The organism is Brachybacterium sp. 107 (genome assembly GCF_052379725.1).
Classification (GTDB): domain Bacteria; phylum Actinomycetota; class Actinomycetes; order Actinomycetales; family Dermabacteraceae; genus Brachybacterium.
The window spans coordinates 75,556-100,076 of the sequence record NZ_JBQSYW010000014.1; the positions used below are offsets into that span (position 1 = coordinate 75,556).

A 24,521-nucleotide genomic window follows, 5' to 3' on the forward strand; every position below is an offset into this window, starting at 1 on the left:
GTCGGCGGGAGGACGGGGAGGGGTGCGGCGGGAGGACGGGGAGGGGTGCGGCGGGGTCAGGCGGCGGCCTGCTCGGCGTCGGGCAGCGAAGGCTCCCCGAGGCTGAGCATGAGGCGGTTCGCCCAGGCGAAGAAGGCGGCGGCGGTGAGCACATCGGCGATCTGGGGGTCGGTGAGCTCCAGGCGGCGCAGCGCGTGGATCGCCTCAGCGGTGACGTGGGCGCGCGGACGGGAGAGCTCGGCGGCCGCGGTGACCACCGCGCTCCAGCGCTCGTCCTGCTCGGCGACCAGCGGGTCGAGGTCCGTGGAGATCCAGTTCGCGTCGCGATCGAGGGCGGCGGCGAGCAGGGCGTCGACGTCCTCCGGGCGCTTGGAGAAGCCGGCGGACTTCCTCGCGTGGACGGAGGCGCAGTAGATGCAGTCGTTGACCTTGCTGGTCACGGCGGCGGCGAGCTCGCGCTCGGCCTTGGGCGCGCCATCCCGCGGCAGGAAGATCGCATTGTCCAGGGCGCTGCGGGCCTTCGTGATGCCGGGGGTCTGGGAGAGCATCCGGAAGTAGACGCTGTTGGTGCTGGCCTTGGAGGCGAAGGAGTCGCGCTGGAGCTCGGTCAGCTCGTCCTCGGCGGGCACCGCCACCCAGGGCTCCCACTGCAGCTGCTCGCGGGTGAAGGCCGACGGGCGGGTGCGGCCGGTGACAGTGGTCCCGCCGTGCTCGGCGGTGCGGCCGTGGGTGCGCGGGAGGCGCACGGGGGCGTCGGCCGACGGGACCTCGAGGCCACGGAGCGCGGCGAGGCCGGCGACCAGGCGCTGGAGGTAGCTCTCGAAGGAGACGAGCTGACTGATGAGCACGGCGACCGACGAGCCGACACCGGCGTCGAGCAGTCGCTGCTGGTCGGCGCGGGTGGTCAGCGCCGGAGAGATCGACAGCAGGTCGACGTGATCCCGCAGGGCGTTGAGCGTCGCGGCATCGAGGGTCGCGCCGCTCGGACCCCGGAGGTCGGTGGCGACCGGATCGGCGGCGGTGAGCTGTGCGTCGGCGCCCTGGGCACGGTGCCACTGGGCGAGTGGGCCGCTGCCCTGCCAGTCCGCGGTGACGGCGGCCAGGGCGTGCAGCACGGAAGCGGGAAGAGGCTGCTCGCTGCGGTACAGCGCGTCGTAGGCCTCCCGGGTGTGGGCGAGGACCTCGGGTCGCAAAACCGTGAGCGCCTCACGATCTTCCGGGGCATCCGTGAGGACAGCGGTGAGGATCTGATGGGCGTCGAGGGACATCATCACGTCGGACATGAGGACATCTTATGCACGACCCAAGATCACCTTTGCGGAAGGGTGAGGTGTCAGTGGTCACCCGTCCGGTGACCGGTCAGTCACCTGCGGCCTGGGCTTCTGCTGCTGTGGTGCGCTGATCTGCAGGGAGTCCGGGCCGAACGGTGCCGGTCTCCGGAATCAGGCCCGCATCGCTGCACGCTCACAGCGGAATGCCTCGTCGGCGCCCGTTCGCACTCCGTCACCTCTAGAGTCGTCCCATGCCATCGCCGCCACCCCTCGCCGCCAGGTTCTCGGTCGATTCGGGAGATCCCTCGGCAGATGCCTCGATGCCCCAGGACGAGGTCGATGGAGGCGGCCACGGCCAGCTCACCGTCGAGGTGACCGAGAGCGCCTCCGAGCCTCAGGACCACAGCCTGTCCGTCGATCTCGGGGAGCTGCTCTTCTGGATCTCTCCCGAGGTCACCACGGACTTCCGTCTCAGTTCCCTGACTCTGCTGGGCACCTCTGCGCACATCGGGTGCGGCAGGCTCTCCGCGTCCATGGCCCGCACTGACCACCCGGCCACGTCGTATGAGGACGGCGGCGCGGCCGAGGAACGGATCGAGGAGTGGATCGTGTCGATCGATCGGGACACGGTCACCGCTCCCCCGCTCACGGAGGAGGGCTACGAGCCGCTTCCCCGGGAGGGAACCTGGGGCAACGGTGCAGCGAGCGTCGCCCTCACGATCGATCCCGACGGCGTGGTCCGCACGATCGTGCTGAGGCTCGATCGGAGCCTGCAGCGGCCATAGCCAGCAGCGAGGCCTGTCGTGCGCACGAGGTGGTCAGCTCTTCGCGGCGAAGAGGAATGTACAGCTGAGCCCGGCGATCGGCGCGAAGCCGACCGGGGCGCGGCCGTCGGTCGCTCCAAGGATCCCCCAGAGAAACACCGCAGTCAGGATCACCTCGATGAACAGCGCCGAGAGCAGGCTGTACCCGCCGGGCGAGTGATCCCCGTGCCCGTTGGTGGCGAAGGAGCCGGCGGCGGAGAGGTCGATCGCGAAATCCGCCTGGCCACTGGCGATCACGAACAGGGCGACCCGCGGCGATCAGGCCACCCACGATCTGGGTGCCGATGTACGGGAGCACGAAGCGGGACTCGAGCCGTCCTGAGAGGAACACCCCGAAGGTGACGGCCCGTGGTCAGCCCTCGAGCCAGCGGGGCTCGACGAGGGTGACACGAGGCGCGGCGCCCTCGACCTGCAGCAGCCGCACGAGCTCCGTGACGGCGAGCTCGCTGATCTCGACCCGCCGCGGGTCGACCTGCGGGACCGAGGCGAGCAGCGGGCTGACGTCCACGAGATCCTCCCCGCTGAGGGCGATGAACAACCGGGAATCGTCCACGAGGGCGCCGGTCGCCGCCATCGCGAACAGCACCTGGCGCACCCCGGTGATCCCGAACAGGGCGGTGCGCTGATTCGGCAGCGTCATGCGCAGCGCCTGATCCGGCACGTCGGCCAGCGGGACGGCGTCCAGCACCACCTCGAGATCCTCCTCCGAGGCGGCATCCTCCACCCCGGCGAGGAAGCGGGCGACATCGTTGCGAGAGCGCTTGCGCCCGGGCTCGCCGAACAGCAGCAGCCGGTCGCACTGCTCCTCGACAGCGCGCTCGACGATCATCCCGCCCAGCATCTCGAAGTCGAGATCCACGACGGATCCCTGAGGGAACTCGTCGGGCTTGCCGATGGTCACGAAGGGGAGCCCGGAGTCGATCACCGGGGCCACCCGTTCGTCGTGCCGTCCCAGCTCCATGAGGATCAGCGCCTCGCACACGCCGGTGCGCACCACGCGGCGGATGCCCTGCGCCCCTTCCTGGGCGGTGACCAGCAGGATGTCGTAGCCGTAGCGACGGGCCTCCCGGGCGATGGCGCCGATGAACACCATGAGCACACCGTCATCGGACTCCGCCTCCGGGACCATCAGACCGATCACACCGCTGCGCTGGGAACGCAGGGTGCGGGCCCCGGAGTTGGGGTGGTAGCCGAGCTTCTCGATGGCGTCCTCCACCCGCGCCCGGGTGGCGTCGGAGATCGGTCGGGATCCCGTGAGCACATAGCTCACGGTGGACTGGGAGACCCCTGCCAGCCGGGCGACGTCCTGGCTCGTCGGTGCTTTCTTCCTCACCGTGCCTCCACCCTTCCTTCGGGCCACCACTCACACGGCGGTCAGACCAGATGTCCCAGTCTTCCATGCGGCCAGCGCCTGACTGCGCCCGTCGGCGATATCCAGGGTGCGGGCGCTCTGAAGGGCTTCGTCGAGGATCGCCGCGAGCTCCACACGTGCTCCGGTGTCCGCGGCGCGCACCGCGGCCTCGACGATCGCCTGGGTCCACACGTTGCCGTGCACCTCGGAGGCGGGGACGTCCCCGCCGCGCAGGGCGTCGCAGAAACCCGCCAGGGAGGCGTCGAGCTCCCAGAGCTCGTCGGCGGCGGGGGCCCGACCCGCGGACTCCTCGCCTCCCTCGGGGCTGGCGGTGGGAGGAGTCTCCCCGTCCCAGCTCACGGTGCCCGTCGCGCAGCTGAGCAGCCAGTCGCCGTTCCAGCTGGTCTCGGCGCCGGGAGCGGCCCAGGAGCCGGAGAAGGTGTGCACCGCGCCGGTGTCGTACGTGATCGCGACGGTCGCCGCCGCGTCACCCGCATACCAGCTCCAGGGCGGGTTGGAGGAGCTGGCGGTGACGGAGACGGGGTTGCCGTCCAGCAGCACCCTCCCGGCGTCGAAGGCATGGATCGCCATGTCGACGATCAGGGGATGGTCCATCTCGTCCCGGAATCCGCCGAAGCGGGGCGCCTTGTAGAACCGGGTGTCCACGATCCCGGCACCGCCGAGCTCGTCGGCGAGCCGCCTCGTCTCGTGCAGGTGGGGGTTGTTGCGGCGGGACTGGGAGACCATGAACAGCCTCCCCGTCGCCTCGGCGTGACCCGCCAGGGAGAGGGCCTCGGCGAGGGTCGCCGCGCAGGGCTTCTCGCCCAGCACCGGGAACCCGGCGTGGAGCGCGTCGGCCGTGACGGCGTGGTGGGCGGCGGGGATCGTCACGTCGATGACGGCCTCGGCGCCGGCCTCCCGGGCGACGGTGACCGCATCGGTGCCGGTGATGATCCCGTCGCGGCGGCCGTCCGGGACCACCTCCTGGACTGCCCGGGCGGCGGCGCCGTCGATCACGTCGACCACGCCGACGAGCAGGGCGTCGGCGCTGCGGAGCACGGTGCCCATCCACGCCCGGCCCATGCCGCCGGCGCCGACCACGACGACCGGCACGGAGGTCCGTTCGGTGGGGTTCGAGGCGGTGGTGCTCATGCGCTCTTGCCCGCCGCCTCGGCGTCGCCCAGGCCCTGGCCGCCGGAGCCGGTGAGGAACCAGTCGGCCTCGTAGCGGTCCAGGAAGGGCACCGTGCGGTCGCCCGTGGCCGGGCGCGCCCAGCTCACGCCGTTGGCGATCACGCGGCGCACATCGGTGTGCTGATAGACGGGGTAGTCCTGGTCACCGGGGCTGAAGTAGAAGATCTTGCCCTTGCCGCGCCGGAAGGTGCAGCCCGAACGGAACACCTCTCCCCCACTGAAGGATGAGACGAACACCAGCTCGTCGGGCACGGGGATGTCGAAGTGCTCGCCGTACATCTCCTGCTCGGGGATGACGATCGGGTGGGGAACGCCCTCGGCGATCGGATGGCTGGGGTTCACGGTCCACACCAGCTCGCGGTCGGCCTCGTTGCGCCAGCGCAGCGTGCAGGTGGTGCCCATCAGGCGGGTGAACGGCTTGGACCAGTGCCCGGAGTGCAGCACCACCAGGCCCATGCCGGCGAGCACGTGCTTCTGGACGCGCTCGGCGACCTCGTCGGAGACCTCGTCGTGGGCCATGTGACCCCACCAGGTGAGCACGTCGGTCCGGGCGAGGACCTCCTCGGTGAGCCCGTGCTCGGGATCATCCAGCAGCGCGATGTGAGTGGTGACGTCGTCCCCGAGGTTCTCGACGATGCCGTCGCGGATCGCGGCGTGCATGCCCTCGGGATAGTGGTCGCGCACGCGCTGGTCGCGCTGCTCGTGGCGGTTCTCGCCCCAGACGGTGACGCGCAGCGAGGCTGCGGCGGGGGTGCTGGTCATGAGAGTGGTCCTTTCGGAGAGGGACGGGCCGGCGAGGGCCGGTCCGACGGAGGGTTCGGGGTCGAGGGAGGGATCAGGGGCGGGCACGGTGGTCACTTGACGGCTCCGCCGGTGGCCCCGGCGGCGACGTACTTCTGGGCGACGATCATGAGGACCACCGCGGGCAGGGAGGAGAGGACCGCCGTGGACATCACGGCGCTCCAGTCCGTGTCGTTGGTGCCGATATAGGTGTACAGGCCCAGGGTGACGGGTCGGATGGACTCGCCGGTGGTGAGCGTCAGGGCCATCAGGAAGTCGCTCCAGGCGAAGAGGAACGAGAAGATCCCGGCGGTGATCAGCGAGTTCTTCGAGACCGGCAGCACGATCGACCAGAACGCCCGCACGTGGCCGCAGCCGTCCACGCGGGCGGCCTCGACGATCGAGGTCGGGAAGGTCTCGAGGTAGGCCCGCATGATGAGGATCGCGAAGGGGATGCCCTGGGAGGCGTCGGCGAGGATCAGCCCGGGGATCGAGTTGATCAGGCCCAGCGGGGTGTACACGGTGTACAGGGCGTTCGCGATCACGATGCCGGGGATCATCTGGCTGATCAGCACGACGAAGAGGAGCACGGCAGTCCCCTTGATCTTGAACTGCGCCAGCGCGTAGGCGCACGGCGCGGCGATCACGATCGAGAGCAGGCAGGCGCCGACCGCCACGATCAGGGAGGTGATGAGATTCTTGCCCTGGTCGGCGATCGCCCGGGAGTAGCCGGAGAAGTCAGGGTTCAGCGGCAGCCACTGGGTGTTCAGGCTGTTGCCCGCCGGCGCGAGCGAGGCGTTGAGCATCCAGTAGACGGGGAACAGCATGATCGCGACCAGGACGATGCCGATCACGGTGTGCAGCCAGGAGCGGCTCTTCGTCTTGGTGCGGCGCCGGGGGACGGGGACGGGTGCGATCGATGTGGCGGGTGCGGTGGTGGCGGTGCTCATCGGGGTCATCCGTTCTTCGCGGCGCGGGCGTTGGCACGCAGGTAGACGAGGCTGAAGGCGAGGGCGATGAGGATCAGGATGTTGCTCAGCGCGGCTCCCTGGCCGAAGTCGAACTCGATGAAGCTCATCTCGTAGCTGCGCGTGGCGAGGGTCTGGGTGGCGTTGGCGGGACCGCCGCCGGTGAGGCCGATGATGAGGTCCAGGACCTTGATCGTGTAGATCACCCCGAGCAGCAGCACCACGGAGACCACGGGGCGCAGCATCGGCAGCGTGATGTGCCAGAAGGACTTCCAGCCGGTGGCGCCGTCGAGCTGGCCGGCCTCGTAGAGCTCGTCGGGGATGGACTGCAGCCCGCTGTAGAGCAGCACCACGTTGAACGGGATGCCCAGCCAGATGTTCACCATGATCACGGCGATCAGAGCGGTGTCGGAGCTGTTCAGCCACGGGATGGGGTCGGAGATCAGGCCGATGCCGGAGAGGAACTCGTTCAGCGCCCCGTTGTCCTGCTCGAGGATCCATCGCCACACGGCCGCCGAGACGATCATCGGCAGCAGCCACGGCAGCAGGAGCAGCGAGCGCAGGAAGCCCGAGAGCGGGAACCGCTTGCGGAAGTAGAGCGCCAGGCCCATGCCGATCACGAACTGGCCGATGATCGACCCGATCGTGAACAGCCCGGTGTTGCCCAGTGCGCGCAGGAAGATCGGATCGCTGAGGGTCGCGGCGTAGTTGTCCAGGCCGACGAACGGCGCATGGCCGTTGAAGAAGGTCGCGAAGTCGTAGGCCTGGAAGCTCATGACGACGTTCTTGAGGATCGGGTAGCCGAAGAACGCGATCATGTAGATCGCGGCCGGGGCGATGAAGGCGTAGCGCACCAGCAGGTCGTTGCGCCGCTGGGTCCGACGACGGGATACGTCCGTCGGCGCGGTGGCCGCCTGCAGGTCCACAGGGTTCTGGGTGGTGGTCATGTCTCTCCCCTGCCTCAGCTGACGGTCCGGGCGGCTTCGTCGTAGGCCTCTCCCGGGTCGGTGTCGTCCACGAGGACGCGCTGGTTGGCGGTGTAGATCGCTTTCGCGGTGCGCGGCCAGTCCGGGCCGAGCTTCGCGGTGCGGGAGCGGGCGGTGGAGACCTGGTCGACGAAAGTGCCCAGGTCCGGGTTCTCGCTCGCGAACTGCGTCGCGGCCTCCACGTCTCCGGGGATCGTGGAGCGCTCGCCGGCCATGTACAGCTGGTTCTCCGGGGCGACGAACATCTTCAGGAGCTCGGCGGCCTTGGCCTGCTTCTCCTCGTCGCCGGTGATCGGGACGGTCCAGACCTCCCCGCCCAGCGGCGCGACGGAGTCCGCGCCGGCGGTCGGCACGGGGATGGTGACCACGTCCCAGTGCAGGTCCGGGGTGTCTGCTTCGAGCCCGGCGATGTTCCAGGGGCCGTTGATGACCATGGCGGCGTTGCCCGCTTTGAACTGGTCCATGACGTCGCCCTGTCCCCAGTTCACGACCGAGCGCGAGGTGAGCCCGTCGGCCACGAAATCTGACCAGAGCTGGGCGGCGCCGAGCACGCCCTCGGAGTCGAGGTCGGTCTCGTCTCCTCCGTTGGACCACATGAACGGCATGAACTGCCAGGTCCCCTCGTAGCTCGCGATCGCGGAGAAGGCGAAGCCGTAGTGGTCCTCGGTGGTCAGCGCCTCGGCTGCGGTGCGCAGCTCGTCCCAGGTGCTCGGGGGCTCGACGCCGGCCTCCTCGAGCATGTCGACGTTGTAGAACAGGGCGATCGTGTTCACGGTGGGGGCGATCCCGTAGAGCGTCCCGTCGTACATGCCCAGGTCGGCGACGGCCGGGGTGAGGCCCTCGGTGCTGATCCCGTACTGCTCCAGCGGTGCCAGGGCCCCGGAATCTGCGACCTGCTGGACGTTCGGGTTGTCGAGCATGAGCAGGTCGGGAAGGGTTCGTGAGGAGCCCATCTGGAGCACCCTGGCGATGAGCTGGTCGCCGGGGACCCGCTCCCGGGAGAAGGTCAGTCCCAGCTCCTCGGCGCACTTCGTGAAGGTGCCGTTGATCGCGACGTCGTCGGCCGGGGTGTTGTAGTAGTCCACGATCCGGATCGCGGACGGGTCACCGTTCCCTTCGGAACCGCCGCAGCCGGCCAGCGCCAGAAGGCCAGGGGCAGCGATCGCGCCCCGTCCGAGAGATCGACGGGTCAGCTGTCGCCCCACTCCGGGAAAGAGGGTGTCGGAGGCTCCCTGTCCGGGAATGTCTCGTAGCGATGTCGTCGGTGTCGTGGGCATCGTCGTCCTGCTTCCTGGGGACGCCCGGCTGTCGATTCGAATCGATACCGGTGCGCGGTCGCCGTCAGTGGCGGGCGGATTGTCGGTCGGGATATCCGCACGCTCCACACATCGGCTGTGGTGCGGGTCTCGTGCGGCGAGGTCGAGCCATCATGGCGCACGTTCCCGGGAGGCGCAAGGCCCACGGAGAGAACATGTCGATTCGTATCACCTGGACCTCGCCAGGCGCCGCAGACGTCGAGGAGTCCCGTCTGACGCGGGCGGCTCCCCTCACAGACGGGCCGCGCCGCCGCTGCGCCGGCACCCTTCGGTGCTAGCGTGCCGGGGTGACCGTCTCGGAATCTCGCCCTCCCGCCCTGTCCACCTCCTCCACCCCGGAGGGCCGCGGAGGCGGGAGCGTCGGCTTCGACCCGGAGCAGTACATCGCGCTGCAGTCGCGCCACATCCAGGAGCGCCGAGAGCAGATCGGCGGCAAGCTGTACCTCGAGATGGGCGGCAAGCTCTTCGACGACCACCATGCCGCTCGGGTGCTGCCGGGCTTCACCCCGGACAACAAGATCGCGATGCTCGAGAGGCTCAAGGACGAGCTGGAGATCCTGGTGTGCCTGAACGCCAAGGACCTCGAGCGGCAGAAAGTGCGCGCCGATCTGGGCATCACCTACGAGGACGACGTGCTGCGCCTCATCGACGTCTTCCGCGAGCACGGCTTCCTGGTCGAGAACGTCGTGCTCACCCAGCTCGAGCAGTCCAACCACGTCGCCCACGCCTTCATCGAGCGCCTGCAGCGGCTGGGGCTGAAGGTGGCCCGCCACGGCGTGATCCCCGGCTACCCGCAGGACACCGCCCGGATCGTCTCCGAGCAGGGGCTCGGCGCGAACGAGTACTCGACCACCCAGCGCGACCTCATCGTAGTGACGGCACCGGGGCCGGGCTCGGGCAAGCTCGCCACGTGCCTCTCGCAGATCTATCACGACCACGCCCGGGGGATCCCGGCCGGCTACGCGAAGTTCGAGACCTTCCCGATCTGGAACCTCCCGCTCGAGCATCCGGTGAACCTCGCCTATGAGTCCGCCACCGCGGATCTGGACGACATCAACCTCATCGACCCGTTCCACCTGGCCGCCTACGGCAAGCAGGTCACCAGCTACAACCGCGACGTCGAGGTGTTCCCGCTGCTGCGCACGCTGCTGGAGAAGCTCACCGGCGCCTCGCCCTACGCCTCCCCCACGGACATGGGGGTCAACATGGCCGGGAACTGCATCGTGGACGACGAGGTGTGCCGCGAGGCCTCGCGGCAGGAGATCATCCGGCGCTACTACAAGGCCGCTGTGGACGAGCGCATCAACGACCACGACGACGTGGTCTCCCAGCGCGTGGCCATGGTGATGAGCAAGGCCGGCTGCCGGGTCGAGGACCGGTCCGTCGTGGGCCCCGCGCTCGCGATCGAGGAGGCCACCGAAGAGCCGGGCTCCGCGCTCCAGCTGCACGACGGCACCATCATCACCGGGAAGACCTCACCCCTGCTGGGCTGCTCGGCCGCGATGGTCCTCAACGCGCTGAAGCACCTGGCCGGGATCGACGACACCGTGCACCTGCTCTCCCCCAGCTCGATCGAGCCGATCCAGACCCTCAAGACGGAGCACCTGGGCTCGCGCAATCCGCGCCTGCACACCGACGAGGTGCTCATCGCCCTGTCCGTCTCCGCCTCCTCCGACGAGCACGCCCGGCGTGCGCTGGACGAGCTGCGGAACCTCTCCGGCTGCGATGTGCACACCACGACCATCCTGGGCACCGTGGACGAGGACATCTTCCGCAATCTCGGGATCTTCGTGACCTCGGAGCCCCGCTTCCAGCGGAAGTCGCTCTACCACAAGCGCTGATCCGCGCCGGGTCGCCCTCAGGGCAGGGAGATCAGCGCCTGCACCGGGGCGTGGTCCGACGGGTAGGCGCCCACCTCGTCGCGCCAGACGTTGATCGCGGCCTTGTCGGTGGTGAACTCCTCGGTGACCAGCACCCAGTCGATGCGGGTACCGCCGTCGACCGGGTCGTCGTAGCCGGGGAAGGTGCCCCACGCCGGGGTCACCTGCTCCTCCGCGACGTCCCAGGTGTCGAGCGTGGGACCGTCGGTGACCAGCGTCGTGTACGCGCCGGAATCGTGGGCCACCGAGTTGAAGTCGCCGGTGACGATCGTGGGCAGCTCGTCGAGCTCGCCGCCCTCGAACAGGTCGATCATCGCCTCGCCGCTCTTGATGCGCGCGGGCTCGGACTGATGATCGAAGTGGGTGTTGATGAACGCGAACTCGGTGCCGCTGGCCTTATCGCGCAGCCTCGCCCACACCACGATCCGCGTGACGCTGTTGCCCCAGGTGGCGGAGCCGATCTCGTCGGGAGTATCGGACAGCCAGAACTGGTCCCAGGACAGCACCTCGAGGCGGGTGGTGTCGTAGTAGATCGCCGAGTACTCGTCCTTGCTGCCGCCCTGGCGCCCGTAGCCGACCATCCGGTGCCTCGGCAGCGCCTCGTCGATCGCGCCGAGCTGCCCGTACTTGCCCTCCTGGATGCCCAGCAGGGTGGGCTGCTCCCGCTCGAGGAGTGCGATGAGGAGCGGCTCGCGGTCCGACCAGTGGTCCGGCTCGCCGGGCTCCGTGTTCGCCTCGTTCTCCATGCGGATGTTGAAGGTCATCACGTGCAGCTGATCGCGCTTCGCCCTGCCGATCAGAGCCCGGCCGCCTCCTGCGCCGGAGGGACGAGCGGGCGCGGCCGACGCCGGTGCGGCGAGGGCAGCGGCTGCTGCGGCAGCTGTGCCGACCGCCGCCGTCGTGGCGAACAGGGTGCGACGGTTCAACGACGAGGACATGGAGATGCTCCTGGGATCAGGGAAAGGGCCGCGATCACCCTAGGGACCCCACGACGTCGCAACCGACGTTCTGCCCGTTCAGCAGCGGATGTTCACGGATCCGCCGGGAGCCGGTCATCGCCGGCCGGTCATTCTCAGGCCAGGGTCATGACCTCGAGCCGGGCGGTTCACCCCATCGCGTGCAGCGTCAGCGCCGCGAGGAAACCGAGCGTCGCGAGGAGCCCGGTGTACAGGGAGTCCTTCGCGAAGGCCTCGGGGATCATGGTGTCGGTGATCATGGCGAGGATCGCCCCGGCCGCCAGGGCGTTGACGACGGCGAGAGTGGCCGGCGCCGCCCCGTCCAGCAGCACGTAGCCGGCCAGCGAGGCGAGCCCGGAGACCAGCGCGATCGTGCTCCAGATCCCGAACACATAGCGGCGGCTGCGGCCGGCCGTCTTCCAGCCGGCGCTGCTGGACAGGCCCTCGGGGACGTTGGAGATGAACACGGCGGCGAACATCGGCACGCTCAATCCTGGCCCGGCGAGCACGCTCAGCCCGAGCACCATGGATTCGGGGACGCCGTCGAGCAGGGCGCCGATCGCGATCGCTCCCCCGCTGCCGCTCTGTTCACCTTCGGAGGTCTGCTGGTCCCCGGAGCGCTTGCGGTCCCGGGCGCCGCGGCGGGCCAGCAGAATGTTCAAGCCCACGTAGATGACGGCCCCGGCAAGGAACCCGCCGCTCGTGGCCAGCAGCCCGCCCTGATCCATGGCGTCGGAGACGAGCTCGAGGGTGAGCGCGGAGATCAGCACCCCGGCACCGAAGGCCATGATCCCGGCGACCACGGCCGGCGGGACCTTCACGAACCAGGCGATCGCGCTGCCCAGCAGCAGCGCGCCGCCGGCGACGAGTCCGGCGAGCAGGGCAAGCACCCAGGGGGCCATGGTGTCTCCTTCGTCGACAGCGTGGGGTGTGTGACCCCGACCTTAGACCCGCGGATCATCGTGCCCCACCGCGAGAGCCGCGGACCGTCTCCTCAGAACGGGGCGAGGCGCGGCCGCTCCCGCATCTCCGTCGCGACCAGGGCATCGAGCAGGAAGCCCTCCATGTCCGCGCGCAGCTCGCGATGCTCCGGCAGATCCCACAGGTTCACGAGCTCGTCGGGATCGGCTGCGAGGTCGTAGAGCTCACCGGTGCGCTCTCGCGCGGTGGCCGGTGACCCGTGGTGCACGACGATCTTCACGTCGGCGCGCCGCACCATCGTGCAGTGCACCGGCGGGTCGTACTCCCAGCAGCTGTCCCGGTACTCGGTGAGGATCCAGTCCCGGTCCTCCCAGTCCTGTCCGCTCACCAGCGGCATCAGGTCACGGCCCTGGGCTCGGACGAGGCCGTCGCTCCCGGCAGCGGCCATGAGTGTGCGGGTGAGGTCCAGCCAGTCCACGAGCTCCTCCCGGACGGTGCCCGGGGCGATGCGGCCGGGCCAGCGGATCAGCAGGGGCACCCGCACGGAGCAGTCGAACATCATGGGGCCCTTGAGGAGCATCTGGTGATCACCGAGCATCTCGCCGTGGTCGCTGGAGAACACCACCAGGGTCTCCTCCGCGAGACCCTCGCGCTCGAGCGCGTCGAGCACCCGTCCCACCTCGTGGTCCACGAGGCTGACCATCGCGTAGTACTGGGCCTTGATCTCCTGGATCTGCGCCGCGGTGTGCTCCGCGAAGCCCGCCATCTGCCCGGCGTAGGACCGCTGCGATTCCTGCGTGTAGACCGGGGGCTTCGTGGCGAGCTCGTCCGGCGTGGTGACCGGGGCGGGAAGGGAGCCGGCGTCGTACAGGGCACGGAATTCCGACGGTGCCTCGAACCCGTGGTGGGGATCGAAGAAGTTCGCGACCATGCAGAACGGCCGGTTCTTGTCGCGGGTCTCGGAGAGGAACTCGATGGTCTCCTCGGCGATCCAGCGGCTGTAGTGGGCCTGCTGCGGGAGGGCGTCGATCGAGCGCTCCCTCCGCACCACGGCCTGCTCGTACAGCTCAGGATGGGTGCGGCGCAACCAGTGGTGGTACTCGTTCCCCGGGGATCGCACGTAGGGGTCGTGGGCCCAGCGGAAGATCCGGAACCCGTCGTCCAGGCGCGGTTCGATCCGGCCTCCGAAGGCGGATCCGAGATGGAACTTCCCCGCCAGGGCGCAGTCGTACCCGCCGTCGGCGAGGACCTTCGTGAACAGCTGCTGGGCAGGGTCGAGATCCACTCCGTTGGCCCACAGGCCGTGGTGGCGCGGGTAGACCCCTGTCATGAGGCTCGCGCGCGATGGGGCGCATACCGTCGACTGCGTGTAGCAGCGGGTGAAGCGCGCCCCGTCACCGGCCAGCCGGTCGAGGTTCGGGGTGCTGATGTGGGGATTGCCCGCCGCGCCCAGGGCGTCATATCGCTGCTGGTCGGTGCACAGCAGGAGGATGTTCGGTGCGGTCACGACTGATCCGTTCGATGGGGAGGGAGCGGCGGTACGGTCTCCTCCTGCAGTGCATCACACCCTGGCCGCCCCGGTCAGCCCCTCCGTCGATCAGGCGATCGGGTGATCGGCCGCTCAGGAGTCCGGCACCACACCACCCGATCATGTTCGTCGCGAACATGTTCGTTACAGTGGGTGCATGACACTGAACAACAGCCGACGAGAGCGCCCGGCCAAGCCCGCCCTGTCCCGCGAGTGGGCCGTCGCGGAGACGATCGAGATCATGCGTCGCGAGGGTTTGGAGAAAGCGACGATGCGACGCGTCGCGAAAGCCCTCGACACGGGCCCTGCGTCGCTGTACGTGTACGTCGCGAACACCGCAGACCTGCACTCAGCCGTCCTGGACGAGCTGATCGGGACGCTGGCACCCGGTGCACACGGGGACTGGCGAACCCGGCTCGAGTCGCTGCTCGCCGGGTACTCCGAGGTGCTGTACGCCTACCCGGGCCTGGCCCGGTCCGCACTGATGCTGCGCCCGACCGGCCCCCATGCCCTGCGGCTGTACGACCAGCTCCTGGGCCTGCTGCTGGAAGGCTCGATCGCTCCGAGCCGAGCGGCCTGGGGTGTGGACCTGCTGCTGCAGTACGTCACGTCCTCGGCCGCCGAGCACAGCCCGCCTGCGCCGAAGGACATCGGAGGTGACGAGCGCGAAGCGGACGATGAGAACGCGTTGGCCGCAGCCGTCGCGTCGGCCGATCCGCAGGTGACCCCTCACCTCGCCGCGCACGCCGAGACGGTCATCTCGGGCACGCCGAGCCAGCGCACCACCTGGGCCATCCGTGCGCTGGTCGCCGGCATCACCGCAACTCCCACCACCGACGGCACGGGCGACCACGCCTGAATCGCTGCACCCGACATCACTCGCACCCGGACCACGAAGGACTCACCATGACAACGCATTTCCCGATCGCCATCATCGGTGGCGGTCTCGGCGGCCTGACCGCAGCCCGTGTCCTGCACGCCCGAGGGATCGAGGCTGCGGTGTTCGAGCTGGAAGCCAGCCGATACGCCCGCACTCAGGGAGGCATGCTCGACATCCACGACGACACCGGGCAGCGGGCACTCCATGCCGCCGACCTATGGGAGCAGTTCACCCCGCTCATCCATCGCGGTGGGGAAGCCATGCGCATCCTCGACCACCGTGGGACGGTGCTGCGTGACGAGGCGGACGATGGTCAGCTCATCCGCCCGGAGGTCGACCGCGGCCAGCTGCGCGACATCCTCCTCGACTCCCTGCCCGCCCGTACTGTTCACTGGGGTCGCAAGGTCTGCGCGGTGCGAACGGTGGACGGCTTCCCCGGGCGGCACGAGGTCGAGTTCACGGACGGCGAGGCGATCACCACCGACCTGCTCATCGGCGCGGACGGCGCCTGGTCCATGGTCCGTCCGCTGATGTCCGGCGCCCACCCCGTCTACACCGGGATCTCCTTCGTCGAGGCCGACCTGTTCGACGCCGACGAGCGACACCCCGCCGAAGCTGCGGCGATGGGCCGGGGCATGCTGTTCGCCTTCAACGGCCCGACCGGCGTGCTCGGCCACCGCGAGATCGATGACACCCTGCACGTCTATCTGGGCCTGCGCGTCTCGGAGAGCTGGATCGACACGATCGACTTCGCCGACATCGCGGCCTCCAAGACGGCTCTCCTCGCCCGGATCGACGGCTGGGACGACGCGCTGCGCGGCCTGATCGCCCACGCGGACACCCCGCTGACGCCGCGCCGCATCCACGCCCTTCCCGTCGGCCACTCCTGGGAGCGGACACCCGGCACCACGCTCCTGGGCGACGCGGCGCACGTGATGTCCCCGTTCGCCGGCGAGGGCGCCAACCTCGCCATGTACGACGGCGCTCAGCTCGCCCTGGCGATCACGGAGAACGCCGGCAGCACGGAGGAAGCCCTCGCCGCGTACGAGGCCGATCTCTTCCCGCGTTCTGCCGACTCTGCCCGCGAGTCGGCCGGGAGCCTGGACCTGCTCTTCTGTGATGACTCCCCCGGACCCTTGACCAGCACGTTCGAGGAGTTCGACCGCCAGTCCGCAGAGTCCGCACCGGTCACACGCTGAGCCGTCCAGCTGGCTATGACGGTCAGTCCGCAGTTGATCGCACCGTGCGACTGCGGGTGCTCAGGCCCGCAAGGACTCCGGCAGCAGATCCGCGTGGGCGGCGAGCAGCTCGTCGGTCATGGCGCGAGCGTCCTCGAGGGTCACCTGGGCGGCGGTCAGCGGGTCCATCGCGACGGCGTGATAGACGTTCTCGAGGTTCCCGGTCAGCGCGGCCTGCACGGCGAGGGTCTGCACGTTGACGTTGGTGCGGTTCAGTGCGGCCAGCTGCAGCGGCAGCTCGCCGACCGCGGTGGGCTGCACGCCGTTGGCGTCGACCAGGCAGGGCACCTCCACACAGGCGTCGGCCGGGAGGTTCGTGATCAGGGAACCGTTGTTGGGCACGTTGCCGTGCACCACGCTGGGCACCCCGGTGACGATCGAGTTGATGATGCTGGCGCCGTACTCGACCGACGGGGCGAGCTCGGCCTTCAGCTGCTGCAGCTGCGTGTCGATGTCCCCCTGGTCGTCGTGCGCGGAGCAGATCTCGAAGTAGTCCCAGCGCTCGGGGATGTAGGACTCGGTGAGCTCGGGGGTCCTACGGAAGTAGGGCAGGTACTCCGAGGCGTGGTGGCTGGACTCGGTCTCGAAGTAGCCGAAGGCGTTCATGAGAGTGGTGCGCACCTGCTCGTTGCCGCCCTCGTAGACGTTGGACTGCTCGGCGGCCTCGCTGTGGTCGCCGTCGTCCCCTGCGAGGTCCGCGGCGCCGCGGCCTCGGAGGTGGCGTGCGTTCATCGCCTCGCGGAGCTGCGGGTAGAGATCCTCGCGGCCGCGGGAGAACTCCAGCACCCAGGCCTGGTGGTTGATGCCGGCGCAGCGGTAGCGCACCTCGTCATAGGGCACATCGAGGGTGCGGGCGAGCATGCGGGTGGTGCCCTGCACGCTGTGGCACAGACCCACGGCGTGCAGACCCCGGGCGTTGAGATAGCTGGTGGCCATCGCCATGGGGTTGGCGTAGTTGATGAAGGTGGCCTCCGGGCACACCTCGAGAGCGTCGTCGATGATCGCGTCGTAGGCGCCCACGGAGCGCAGGAAGCGGAACACCCCGCCGGGGCCCACGGTGTCACCGACGGCCTGGTCGATGCCGTACTTCCGCGGGATCATCACGTCGTGCTCGTAGGACTCCAGGCCGCCCACCTGGAAGGTGATGATGACGATGTCGGCGCCGTCCAGCGCCGCGCGGCGGTCGCCGGTCTCCTCGACGGTCGCGCCGAAACCGTGGTGGGCGATCAGCTCACGGGTGGCGGCGGCGACAGGGCCGAGCTTCTCGGGGCGCACGTCCATCAGGGTGAGTGTCGCGTCGCGCAGGGCGGGGAAGCTGAGGATGTCGCCGATCAGGCGGAACGGGAACACGAAGCCGCCGGCTCCGATGATCGTGATCTTGGGGTGGGTGAGGAAGGCGCTCTGGGTCATGGGTCCACGCTAGGTAGCCAGGCACCAGGACGTCTCGCCTGATTCTGCGATGTTCTTCCAGGATCCTTCGATCTGCGCCTACTGTGGGCCCATGCCCGCCCATTCCCTCACCGAACCCGTTGTCGAGACGATGGCGCCCGCCCTGTGGTGCCGTCGTGGCGATCCGCCCACGATGCAGTCGATGCATCGTCACAACGACGTCGAGATCAACGTGGTGCTGCGCGGCGAGCTGCGCTATGTGTTCGCGGGCCGGCCGTTCGTGGTGCGCGAGGGGCAGGTCGCGATGTTCTGGGCGGCGCAGCCTCACGGCCTGGTCGACTCCCGCGCCGGGGACGTGTGCTGGGTGCACGTCCCGGTGAGCACGGTGATGGGCTGGAACCTGCCGGAGGCGGAGCTCGGCGCGCTGCTGCAGCCCTGGCCGGTGGTCACCGATTCGGCGCTGGTGCGGGCGCGGATGGAATCGATGATCCCCTCCTGGCTCGCAGAGTACGAGACGGCAGGCGGCTCCGCGGTCGCGCTGCTGGAGATCCAGGCGATGCTGCGCAGGATCCTGCAGGCGGCACCGGCGCGGGACGGCGCAGGGGCCGACGAGGGGCCTCGCTCCCCAGGGATCCCGTGCTCCTCCGACGATCCGGATTCGCCCGGCACCCAGATCAGTCCCGTGGCCAGCGCGTTCCGTGAGGGCGGCTCCCGTCGGGTGCCGCCGGAGCGCATCGACCACATGATGGCGATGGCGCAGTTCGTGATCGAGAACTACCGCTCCGCGCTCAGTGTGGAGGACGTGGCGCGCGCCGCCAATCTGACGCCCTCGCATGCGATGACCGTCTTCCGGGACACCGTCGGCGCCACCATCGGCGAGTACCTCACGATGTGCCGCGTCGCGGAGGCGCAGCGCCTGCTGATCACCACCGCGCTGCCCACCGCCGACATCGCCGAGCGCAGTGGATTCGGGTCGCTCAGCAGCTTCTACGCCCACGTGACCGCCGCGTGCGGTATGCCGCCGCGGCAGTACCGGCAGCAGGCAGGGCAGGCGGGGCGATAAGGAGTGCACGCCGCGCTGTCGGCCCGCCCCGATGGACGTGAGCCCACGTCGTCTCGGCGTACCCGATCCATGTCGCAGATGGCAGCCGTTATGCGTCCTCCACGCCGAAGTGCTCGGCGAGGCGCTCCAGTGTGAACTCCTGGCGGAGCTTGCAGGCGCTGTTCTGGTTGGCGAACATGCCCTTGGTCCAGTAGGCCTGTTCACGGGGCACCGCGGTCTGCCAGCGCACGGGCACGACCCATTCGGCCATGTCGTCGTCCTGCTCCGTACCTGGGCCATGGGAGTAGCGGCCTGCGAGCTGGAGATCAGAGAGGAGCACCTGCTCTCCTTCGATCGTGGTCTTCGCGCGGTCGAATCTTTCCGCCTCCCCGATGACGGTTCCGATGCCGACATACCCGGATTCGGGTATATGCACGTTGACCCGCGCTCCGAGCGGAAGCGCCCGCAGTGTTCGCGAGTACCAGACGCCGCCTCCCGCAGAGATGAATCCATAGTGGCGTGCGTCTTCCCAGTTGCGGCTCCCGGACTCCTCTCCGAAAGCGACGAACCAGTCCAGACCATTCCAGTCCGCCCGCTTGCTCTTTCGTCCGCTACCGACAGCGAGCGATGGGCCCTCCTCGCGGCTGACCAGCCAGGAGCGGGCGAGATAGTGGCGATCCTCGTCCTGGAGGTAGGAGAAGAACACCGCGTTGATCGGGACGCCGAAGTCGCGCAGGTAGTTCACGATCCGCTCGGAGCTGGAATCCAGTTCTGTCGCAACCACGGTGAGTTGCAGCTCGACGTTGACCTCGTCCGGGAGCGAGTCGCCGAAAGTGTCGGCGAATGCCGCTTCGAACGGAGCCTCGAGGTGATCGTTCGCAAGATCGATGACCTCCTCTCGGGTCAAGGTGGTCACCCAGGATCCGTAGTCGAGAACCTGGGCGACGACGTCCCGCGGGCTCCTGTCCCTTTTCAGCTCCAGGACGTGCAGGTTGCCGTCGACGTCGATCGCGAGCAGATCGATGAACTTTCCGTACGGGGTGCGCACCTGTCGGCCGATGACCAGCAGCGGTGTTCCGAGCAGGGATGGGTCATGTTCCAGGAAGTCCTCGAGGGTCGCCTCGCTGGGCAGGGTCGCAGCCGGAAGTCGACGGGGTCGATCTCCATCGATTCGCCAGAGTCCCATTTCGACGGGCATGGTGCGGTCCTTCTCTCGGTGGCAGGCGGTGGGTTCCCTCAGTGTCGTCCACCGATGGCGACGCCGCAGTCAACGCCCGGGGTGCTTCCTAGGAGTTCTGTTCCCGAGGCAGCTTCTCGGCGAGCAGCTCTCGCATCCGCCCCGGGGCGTCCACGTCGTCTATCCAGCTCTGTGCTTCGCCGTGGTGGATGCGCAGCGTCGGCTCCCAGCCATGGAGGGGCGGAAGCAGATCAGCAAGCGCATCACGGAACGCCCGCTGCCGATGACGGCCGTGCTGGCCAGGAAAGAGCGGAGGCTTCCGCGCCCCGAAACCGCCGCCCTCGAGCCGCGTCTTGGCCCGCGAGCGATCGATCCAGTCCTGTCGATCGAACGCGGTCCGTGCAGAGGCCGGGTAGGGCTGAAGGGTGAGCGCACGGAATTCATTGAAATGCTGTGTCTCGTCGACCTCGAGAATGCGGCTGTGCCCGTCGGGGCCGAGAATGACTGCATCGAGGCTGCGCCGTTCCCGTGGGGGCATGACTTCCGGGAGGTCCGCCGCAGCCAATTGGCGGTAGATCGTTCTCACCAGGGGCCACGCGTCTCCGCAGTCGGTCGATCCGGGCCGGTTCAGCCACGCCGGTGTGGGTGGCTTCTCGATCACCTGGTGCTCGGGCAGCGCGGCGCGCACAGCCGCGATCGTCGAACGCTGGAATTCAAGAGCCATAAGCCCCAAGGTAGCGGGGCACCCGCCAATTGATGGGTGCCATCCCGTCGCTGCGAGGCGACGGCCTTCGGCGCGTAGCTCTCAGTCCTCGACGGTCCTGATCACCCGGGCCGGCGAACCGACGACGAGCGCTTTCGCCGGCACGTCCTTGGTGACGACGGAGGCGGCGGCGATGACGGCGTCGTCCCCGATGGTGACGCCGGGCAGGATCGTCACGTTCGCGCCGATCCACACGTTGTTCCCGATCGTCACGGGGGCCGGGTGGAGGTCGCCGCGGCGGCTCGGGGCGAGATCGTGGTTCAGGGTGGCGATCACGGTGTTGTGCCCGATGAGGCAGTCGTCGCCGATGTGCAGCCCGCCCTGGTCCTGGAAGCGGCAGCCGGCGTTGAGGAACACGCGCTTGCCCAGGTGGATGTTCTTGCCGAAGTCGGAGGTGAAGGGCGGGAACAGGGTGACGCTCTCGTCGATCTCACGGCCGGTGAGCTCGGCGAGCAGCTCTCGCACCCGGGAGGGTTCGTGATAGCCGCCGTTGAGCTCTCCGGTGACCTTCAGCGCCTCCTGGCTGGTGGCGTGCATGACCGCGTGCAACGGGGAGTTCGCCGGGATGGCCTGGCCGGAATCGAGGGCGTCCAGCAGGTCGGTGAGGGTCATGGGGCCGCCTTCCACGGAGGGTCGCGCCGGGGTGGCAGCGCCGCGACTCCCAGCGTAGCCAACACTGCCTGCGCGGACGCTCGACCGTCCTGACGCTCCAGGCCGACGGGCAGGGCACCTCGTCGCCGACCAGGCCCACCTCCCCCACTCCGGGATCGCAGTCCGGACCGTTCGCACGCGCCACACCAGATCCACTGCCTCCCCTCGCGGCCGGCGACCGCGAGGGGAGGCAGCGGCGAGCCGCTCGAGCATCCTCACGGTCGAGACGGGTGCTACTATCGTCGCCGATCCCTCGGGTGCCCGATGCAACGGGCTGAGATCGGACTGTCGCTGTCCGAGTACCGAATGAACCTGCCCCGGATAATGCCGGCGAAGGAAGAAGGAGAGCGCAGCGCTATGTCCGCACGCCCTGAGAAGTTCGCACGACCCGAGAACTACCCCACCCACCGCCTCGACGTGCTCGAGGATCCTGCCCATGGCATCCGTGTGCCCATCACCCGGGTCCTCCAGGACGATGCCCCCGACGGCACGGCGAACCCTCCTCTGGCGGTGTACCGCACTGCCGGTCCCGGCTGCGTACCGGAGGTGGGGCTGCCGCCGATGCGGGAGACCTGGATCGCCGAGCGCGGTGACGTCCAGGCATACGCGGGCCGAGACCGCGCCCTCGCCGATGACGGCCGCGGCGCCGTGCGTCGGGGCGAGGCTAGCGCCGAATGGCGCGGTGCCCGTCGCGCCCCGCTGCGCTCCCCCGTCGGCACCCGGGTCACGCAGATGCACTATGCCCGGCGCGGCGAGATCACCCCGGAGATGCGCTACGTCGCCCTGCGGGAGAACTGCGACGTCGAGCTGGTGCGCAGCGAGCTCGCCGCAGGCCGCGCGATCCTCCCGGCGAACGTGAACCATCCGGAGGCGGAGCCGATGATCATCGGGAAGGCCTTCCTGGTGAAGATCAACGCGAACATCGGCAACTCGGCGGTGACCTCGTCGATCGCCGAGGAGGTCTCCAAGCTCGAATGGGCCACCCGCTGGGGCGCGGACACGGTCATGGACCTGTCCACCGGGGACGACATCCACACCACCCGCGAGTGGCTGCTGCGCAATTCTCCGGTGCCCATCGGGACGGTGCCGATCTACCAGGCGCTCGAGAAGGTCGACGGGGAGGCGAATGCGCTGACCTGGGAGATCTTCCGCGACACCGTGATCGAGCAGTGCGAGCAGGGCGTGGACTACATGACCATCCACGCCGGGGTGCTGCTGCGGTACGTGCCGCTGACCGCGAACAGGGTCACCGGGATCGTCTCGCGTGGCGGGTCCATCCTGGCCGGCTGGTGCCTGGCCCATCACCGCGAGAACTTCCTGTACGAGCACTTCGACGAGCTGTGCGAGATCTTCGCCCGCTACGACGTGTCCTTCTCGCTGGGCGACGGGCTGCGGCCGGGCTCCCTCGCCGACGCGAACGATGCCGCCCAGTTCGCAGAGCTCGACACCCTCGCCGAGCTCACCGAGCGGGCCTGGGAGCACGATGTGCAGGTGATGGTCGAGGGGCCCGGACACATCCCGCTGCACCTGGTGCGCGAGAACGTGGAGCGGCAGCAGGAGCTGTGCCACGGCGCGCCGTTCTACACGCTGGGTCCGCTGGTCACCGACATCGCCCCGGCGTACGACCACATCACCTCGGCGATCGGCGCCACGGAGATCGCCCGCTATGGCACCGCGATGCTCTGCTACGTCACTCCCAAGGAGCATCTGGGGCTGCCGGATCGCGATGACGTGAAGACCGGGGTGATCACCTACAAGATCGCGGCCCATGCGGCCGACGTCGCCAAGGGGCATCCCGGGGCGATCGCCCGGGACGACGCCCTGTCGAAGGCGCGTTTCGAGTTCCGGTGGCGCGACCAGTTCGGGCTGTCCCTGGATCCGCAGCTCGCGCAGGAGTACCACGACGAGACCCTGCCGGCGGAACCCGCGAAGACCGCGCACTTCTGCTCGATGTGCGGCCCGAAGTTCTGTTCGATGCGGCTGTCCCAGGACATCCGCGACACCTACGGCGACGCCGCGGAGCAGGCGGAGATCGCCCGGGCCGGTATGGAGGCGAAGGCTCGCGAGTTCCGCGAGGCGGGCGGCACCGTGTACCTGCCGGACCCGTCGTTGCCCGCGGGTTCCGGGAGCGATGGCTGACGGCATCCGGCGGGCCGGCCCGGCGAGGACGAGATCGAGAACGTGGTCGAGACGCGGGTGCCCTACCGTGGGTCCATGACCACCGCCCGTCCGGCCCGCCGCTGGGCGCTCCGCCTGCTCGTCGTGCTGCTCGCACTCGTGGTGCTCGCCGTCGCAGCGCTCCTGGTGTGGAGCCGGTTCGAGATCATGGAGGCGGAGCCGGAGCCGGTCGGGCAGGTCCTCGAGGACTCCGGGATCAGAGTCACCGAGTCGAGTGCCTCACTGATCCTGCAGCCCGCGGGGACCGGGTCCTCCGGACCGAACAGAACATGACCGTGGTGGTCGTGAAGCCGTGGCTGCACCTGTCGCTGTTCGATCGGCGCGGTCTGGACACGTTCACCGCCGACCTGCCCGAGGTGGGCACCTGGATCGTGGGCGGGCACTCCCCGGGCGGGGTGCGCGCCTGCCAGGTCGCGCCGGACGCCGATGCCCTCCTGCTGCTGGGCTCCTACTGCGCGAACGATCTCTCCGAGAGGGAACTGCCCGTGCTGAGCCTCGCCGGCAGCGAGGACCGCTTATCGACCCCGGAGAAGATCGCCGACGCACGCTACCTGCTGCCCGAGACGGCGACCATGGTCGAGATTGAGGGCGCGGGCCATGCGAGCTTCGGTGACGACGGGCCGCAGGACGGCGACGGCACGGCGAGCATCTCCGACGAGGAGATGGACACGGAGGTCAGCGCCGAGGTCGAGGCGTTCGTCGACTCCTTCGGCTGACACACGAGAACGCGGAGCCTCTGCCGTGGCAGGGACTCCGCGTTCTCGGTGCGGCCCGGGGCCGCCGCGGATCACTCGTCGAGGTGCTCGACGGCGTAGTCGGCCTGTTCCTGCGTGAACTGCTCCCCGTACTCGGAGGTCAGCTGATCGCGGATCGCCTCCGGGGACATGTCCATCGAGTCCCGGTACGAGCGGGCGCTCTGCAGAGCGTTGTCGTTCCAGTCCGCCTCGATCGTGTCGATGGCGTACTGCGCCTCCTCGGCCAGGAACTGCTCGCCGTACTCCGAGGTGAGCTGGTCATAGATGCCTGCCTTGGACATGTGCAGGGTCTCGGAGTAGCACTCGGCGGAGGCCAGCGCGTTCGCATTCCAGTCCGCGTCGACGTTGTCCACGGCGTACTGCGCGGCCTCGTCGGAGAACTGATCCGCATACTCGGAGGTGAGCTGGTCGAACAGCCCCTGCTTCGACATGTGCAGCAGATCTGAGAAGCTCTGCGCGCTGTTCATCGCGGAG

Annotated in this window: 24 protein-coding genes and 1 riboswitch; of the genes, 8 read left to right on the forward strand and 16 right to left on the reverse strand. The window is 69.1% G+C overall.

Going from position 1 to position 24,521, the window contains the following annotated elements; all coding sequences use genetic code 11:
* Window positions 1-56: 56 nt before the first annotated feature.
* Window positions 57-1,283 carry a peroxidase-related enzyme gene (locus ACT3UL_RS14460; protein ID WP_444578958.1) on the reverse strand — a complete coding sequence of 409 codons (1,227 nt, stop codon included), beginning with the start codon at window positions 1,281-1,283 and terminating at the stop codon, window positions 57-59.
* Between the two features lie 239 nt (window positions 1,284-1,522).
* Between ACT3UL_RS14460 and ACT3UL_RS14465 the strand changes: the two genes are divergently transcribed.
* Window positions 1,523-2,056, forward strand: a complete 534-nt coding sequence (locus ACT3UL_RS14465; RefSeq protein WP_444578960.1) for a hypothetical protein — start codon at window positions 1,523-1,525, stop codon at window positions 2,054-2,056.
* Window positions 2,057-2,089: 33 nt separating this feature from the next.
* Here ACT3UL_RS14465 and ACT3UL_RS14470 read toward each other — a convergent pair whose 3' ends face one another.
* The 7 genes from ACT3UL_RS14470 to ACT3UL_RS14500 all read right to left on the reverse strand — a co-directional run bounded on the left by ACT3UL_RS14470 (window position 2,090) and on the right by ACT3UL_RS14500 (window position 8,650).
* A complete protein-coding gene (locus ACT3UL_RS14470; RefSeq protein WP_444578961.1) occupies window positions 2,090-2,332 on the reverse strand; it encodes a hypothetical protein in 243 nt (80 codons plus the stop codon).
* Between the two features lie 115 nt (window positions 2,333-2,447).
* Window positions 2,448-3,428: a LacI family DNA-binding transcriptional regulator gene (locus ACT3UL_RS14475; protein ID WP_444578962.1), complete on the reverse strand. Its 981-nt coding sequence runs from the start codon at window positions 3,426-3,428 to the stop codon at window positions 2,448-2,450.
* A gap of 30 nt (window positions 3,429-3,458) precedes the next feature.
* Complete coding sequence (locus ACT3UL_RS14480) at window positions 3,459-4,598, reverse strand: Gfo/Idh/MocA family protein (RefSeq protein WP_444578963.1); 1,140 nt, start codon at window positions 4,596-4,598, stop codon at window positions 3,459-3,461.
* Complete coding sequence (locus ACT3UL_RS14485; protein ID WP_444578964.1) at window positions 4,595-5,401, reverse strand: ThuA domain-containing protein; 807 nt, start codon at window positions 5,399-5,401, stop codon at window positions 4,595-4,597. The genes ACT3UL_RS14480 and ACT3UL_RS14485 overlap by 4 nt, the downstream gene beginning before the upstream one ends.
* Before the next feature lie 92 nt (window positions 5,402-5,493).
* A complete protein-coding gene (locus ACT3UL_RS14490) occupies window positions 5,494-6,369 on the reverse strand; it encodes a carbohydrate ABC transporter permease (RefSeq protein WP_444578966.1) in 876 nt (291 codons plus the stop codon).
* A 5-nt stretch (window positions 6,370-6,374) separates the two neighbouring features.
* Complete coding sequence (locus tag ACT3UL_RS14495; RefSeq protein ID WP_444578967.1) at window positions 6,375-7,334, reverse strand: carbohydrate ABC transporter permease; 960 nt, start codon at window positions 7,332-7,334, stop codon at window positions 6,375-6,377.
* A gap of 14 nt (window positions 7,335-7,348) precedes the next feature.
* Window positions 7,349-8,650: a sugar ABC transporter substrate-binding protein gene (locus ACT3UL_RS14500; protein ID WP_444578969.1), complete on the reverse strand. Its 1,302-nt coding sequence runs from the start codon at window positions 8,648-8,650 to the stop codon at window positions 7,349-7,351.
* A gap of 356 nt (window positions 8,651-9,006) precedes the next feature.
* Here ACT3UL_RS14500 and ACT3UL_RS14505 point away from each other — a divergent pair, with 356 nt between their 5' ends.
* Window positions 9,007-10,530, forward strand: a complete 1,524-nt coding sequence (locus ACT3UL_RS14505) for a DUF1846 domain-containing protein (protein WP_444578992.1) — start codon at window positions 9,007-9,009, stop codon at window positions 10,528-10,530.
* Window positions 10,531-10,547: 17 nt separating this feature from the next.
* Here the strand turns inward: ACT3UL_RS14505 and ACT3UL_RS14510 are convergent, their stop codons facing one another.
* The 3 genes from ACT3UL_RS14510 to ACT3UL_RS14520 form a co-directional block, all read right to left on the reverse strand.
* On the reverse strand, window positions 10,548-11,507 hold the full coding sequence (locus ACT3UL_RS14510; protein ID WP_444578970.1) for an endonuclease/exonuclease/phosphatase family protein: 960 nt from the start codon (window positions 11,505-11,507) through the stop codon (window positions 10,548-10,550).
* Between the two features lie 167 nt (window positions 11,508-11,674).
* Window positions 11,675-12,427, reverse strand: a complete 753-nt coding sequence (locus ACT3UL_RS14515) for a ZIP family metal transporter (RefSeq protein ID WP_444578972.1) — start codon at window positions 12,425-12,427, stop codon at window positions 11,675-11,677.
* Between the two features lie 92 nt (window positions 12,428-12,519).
* Window positions 12,520-13,953: a sulfatase-like hydrolase/transferase gene (locus ACT3UL_RS14520; RefSeq protein ID WP_444578973.1), complete on the reverse strand. Its 1,434-nt coding sequence runs from the start codon at window positions 13,951-13,953 to the stop codon at window positions 12,520-12,522.
* A 178-nt stretch (window positions 13,954-14,131) separates the two neighbouring features.
* On the opposite strand from ACT3UL_RS14520, the gene ACT3UL_RS14525 reads away from it, so the two are divergent.
* Window positions 14,132-14,833 (forward strand): TetR/AcrR family transcriptional regulator, encoded by a 702-nt coding sequence (locus ACT3UL_RS14525; protein ID WP_444578975.1) that lies wholly within the window; start codon window positions 14,132-14,134, stop codon window positions 14,831-14,833.
* A gap of 47 nt (window positions 14,834-14,880) precedes the next feature.
* Window positions 14,881-16,053: an FAD-dependent oxidoreductase gene (locus ACT3UL_RS14530; protein WP_444578976.1), complete on the forward strand. Its 1,173-nt coding sequence runs from the start codon at window positions 14,881-14,883 to the stop codon at window positions 16,051-16,053.
* A gap of 60 nt (window positions 16,054-16,113) precedes the next feature.
* Here the strand turns inward: ACT3UL_RS14530 and melA are convergent, their stop codons facing one another.
* Entirely contained in the window at window positions 16,114-17,502 is a 1,389-nt protein-coding gene (gene melA / locus ACT3UL_RS14535; RefSeq protein ID WP_444578977.1) for an alpha-galactosidase, read from the reverse strand.
* Between the two features lie 91 nt (window positions 17,503-17,593).
* Here melA and ACT3UL_RS14540 point away from each other — a divergent pair, with 91 nt between their 5' ends.
* A complete protein-coding gene (locus tag ACT3UL_RS14540) occupies window positions 17,594-18,544 on the forward strand; it encodes a helix-turn-helix domain-containing protein (protein WP_444578979.1) in 951 nt (316 codons plus the stop codon).
* Window positions 18,545-18,632: 88 nt separating this feature from the next.
* Here ACT3UL_RS14540 and ACT3UL_RS14545 read toward each other — a convergent pair whose 3' ends face one another.
* The 3 genes from ACT3UL_RS14545 to ACT3UL_RS14555 form a co-directional block, all read right to left on the reverse strand.
* Window positions 18,633-19,721: a hypothetical protein gene (locus ACT3UL_RS14545; protein ID WP_444578981.1), complete on the reverse strand. Its 1,089-nt coding sequence runs from the start codon at window positions 19,719-19,721 to the stop codon at window positions 18,633-18,635.
* 88 nt (window positions 19,722-19,809) lie between these two features.
* Window positions 19,810-20,424, reverse strand: coding sequence for a hypothetical protein (locus ACT3UL_RS14550; protein ID WP_444578983.1), 615 nt, complete (start codon window positions 20,422-20,424; stop codon window positions 19,810-19,812).
* Between the two features lie 81 nt (window positions 20,425-20,505).
* Window positions 20,506-21,075: a sugar O-acetyltransferase gene (locus ACT3UL_RS14555; protein WP_193115906.1), complete on the reverse strand. Its 570-nt coding sequence runs from the start codon at window positions 21,073-21,075 to the stop codon at window positions 20,506-20,508.
* 284 nt (window positions 21,076-21,359) lie between these two features.
* Window positions 21,360-21,470: riboswitch (TPP riboswitch) on the forward strand.
* Between the two features lies 1 nt (window position 21,471).
* Here ACT3UL_RS14555 and thiC point away from each other — a divergent pair.
* The 3 genes from thiC (at window position 21,472) to ACT3UL_RS14570 (ending at window position 24,008) form a co-directional block, all read left to right on the forward strand.
* Complete coding sequence (thiC, locus tag ACT3UL_RS14560; RefSeq protein WP_444578985.1) at window positions 21,472-23,253, forward strand: phosphomethylpyrimidine synthase ThiC; 1,782 nt, start codon at window positions 21,472-21,474, stop codon at window positions 23,251-23,253.
* A 75-nt stretch (window positions 23,254-23,328) separates the two neighbouring features.
* Window positions 23,329-23,565 carry a hypothetical protein gene (locus tag ACT3UL_RS14565; protein WP_444578986.1) on the forward strand — a complete coding sequence of 79 codons (237 nt, stop codon included), beginning with the start codon at window positions 23,329-23,331 and terminating at the stop codon, window positions 23,563-23,565.
* The gene (locus tag ACT3UL_RS14570) at window positions 23,562-24,008 is read left to right on the forward strand and encodes an alpha/beta hydrolase (protein ID WP_444578988.1); all 447 of its coding nucleotides are present in this window, start codon (window positions 23,562-23,564) and stop codon (window positions 24,006-24,008) included. The genes ACT3UL_RS14565 and ACT3UL_RS14570 overlap by 4 nt, the downstream gene beginning before the upstream one ends.
* A 71-nt stretch (window positions 24,009-24,079) precedes the next feature.
* On the opposite strand, the gene ACT3UL_RS14575 is transcribed toward ACT3UL_RS14570, so the two are convergent.
* The coding region (locus ACT3UL_RS14575; RefSeq protein ID WP_444578989.1) for an Ltp family lipoprotein at window positions 24,080-24,521 on the reverse strand (442 nt) is incomplete at its 5' end.

Excerpts from the sequence above, each read along its gene's own strand:
- ACT3UL_RS14490 (WP_444578966.1), bottom strand. The coding sequence starts at position 6,369 with ATGAGCACCGCCACCACCGCACCCGCCACATCGATCGCACCCGTCCCC.
- ACT3UL_RS14480 (WP_444578963.1), bottom strand. The coding sequence starts at position 4,598 with ATGAGCACCACCGCCTCGAACCCCACCGAACGGACCTCCGTGCCGGTC.
- ACT3UL_RS14515 (WP_444578972.1), bottom strand. The coding sequence starts at position 12,427 with ATGGCCCCCTGGGTGCTTGCCCTGCTCGCCGGACTCGTCGCCGGCGGC.
- ACT3UL_RS14550 (WP_444578983.1), bottom strand. The coding sequence starts at position 20,424 with ATGGCTCTTGAATTCCAGCGTTCGACGATCGCGGCTGTGCGCGCCGCG.
- ACT3UL_RS14495 (WP_444578967.1), bottom strand. The coding sequence starts at position 7,334 with ATGACCACCACCCAGAACCCTGTGGACCTGCAGGCGGCCACCGCGCCG.
- ACT3UL_RS14525 (WP_444578975.1), top strand. The coding sequence starts at position 14,132 with ATGACACTGAACAACAGCCGACGAGAGCGCCCGGCCAAGCCCGCCCTG.
- ACT3UL_RS14510 (WP_444578970.1), bottom strand. The coding sequence starts at position 11,507 with ATGTCCTCGTCGTTGAACCGTCGCACCCTGTTCGCCACGACGGCGGCG.
- ACT3UL_RS14570 (WP_444578988.1), top strand. The coding sequence starts at position 23,562 with ATGACCGTGGTGGTCGTGAAGCCGTGGCTGCACCTGTCGCTGTTCGAT.
- ACT3UL_RS14500 (WP_444578969.1), bottom strand. The coding sequence starts at position 8,650 with ATGCCCACGACACCGACGACATCGCTACGAGACATTCCCGGACAGGGA.
- ACT3UL_RS14565 (WP_444578986.1), top strand. The coding sequence starts at position 23,329 with ATGACCACCGCCCGTCCGGCCCGCCGCTGGGCGCTCCGCCTGCTCGTC.
- ACT3UL_RS14555 (WP_193115906.1), bottom strand. The coding sequence starts at position 21,075 with ATGACCCTCACCGACCTGCTGGACGCCCTCGATTCCGGCCAGGCCATC.
- ACT3UL_RS14540 (WP_444578979.1), top strand. The coding sequence starts at position 17,594 with ATGCCCGCCCATTCCCTCACCGAACCCGTTGTCGAGACGATGGCGCCC.
- ACT3UL_RS14530 (WP_444578976.1), top strand. The coding sequence starts at position 14,881 with ATGACAACGCATTTCCCGATCGCCATCATCGGTGGCGGTCTCGGCGGC.
- melA (WP_444578977.1), bottom strand. The coding sequence starts at position 17,502 with ATGACCCAGAGCGCCTTCCTCACCCACCCCAAGATCACGATCATCGGA.
- ACT3UL_RS14545 (WP_444578981.1), bottom strand. The coding sequence starts at position 19,721 with ATGCCCGTCGAAATGGGACTCTGGCGAATCGATGGAGATCGACCCCGT.
- ACT3UL_RS14465 (WP_444578960.1), top strand. The coding sequence starts at position 1,523 with ATGCCATCGCCGCCACCCCTCGCCGCCAGGTTCTCGGTCGATTCGGGA.
- thiC (WP_444578985.1), top strand. The coding sequence starts at position 21,472 with ATGTCCGCACGCCCTGAGAAGTTCGCACGACCCGAGAACTACCCCACC.
- ACT3UL_RS14460 (WP_444578958.1), bottom strand. The coding sequence starts at position 1,283 with ATGTCCGACGTGATGATGTCCCTCGACGCCCATCAGATCCTCACCGCT.
- ACT3UL_RS14485 (WP_444578964.1), bottom strand. The coding sequence starts at position 5,401 with ATGACCAGCACCCCCGCCGCAGCCTCGCTGCGCGTCACCGTCTGGGGC.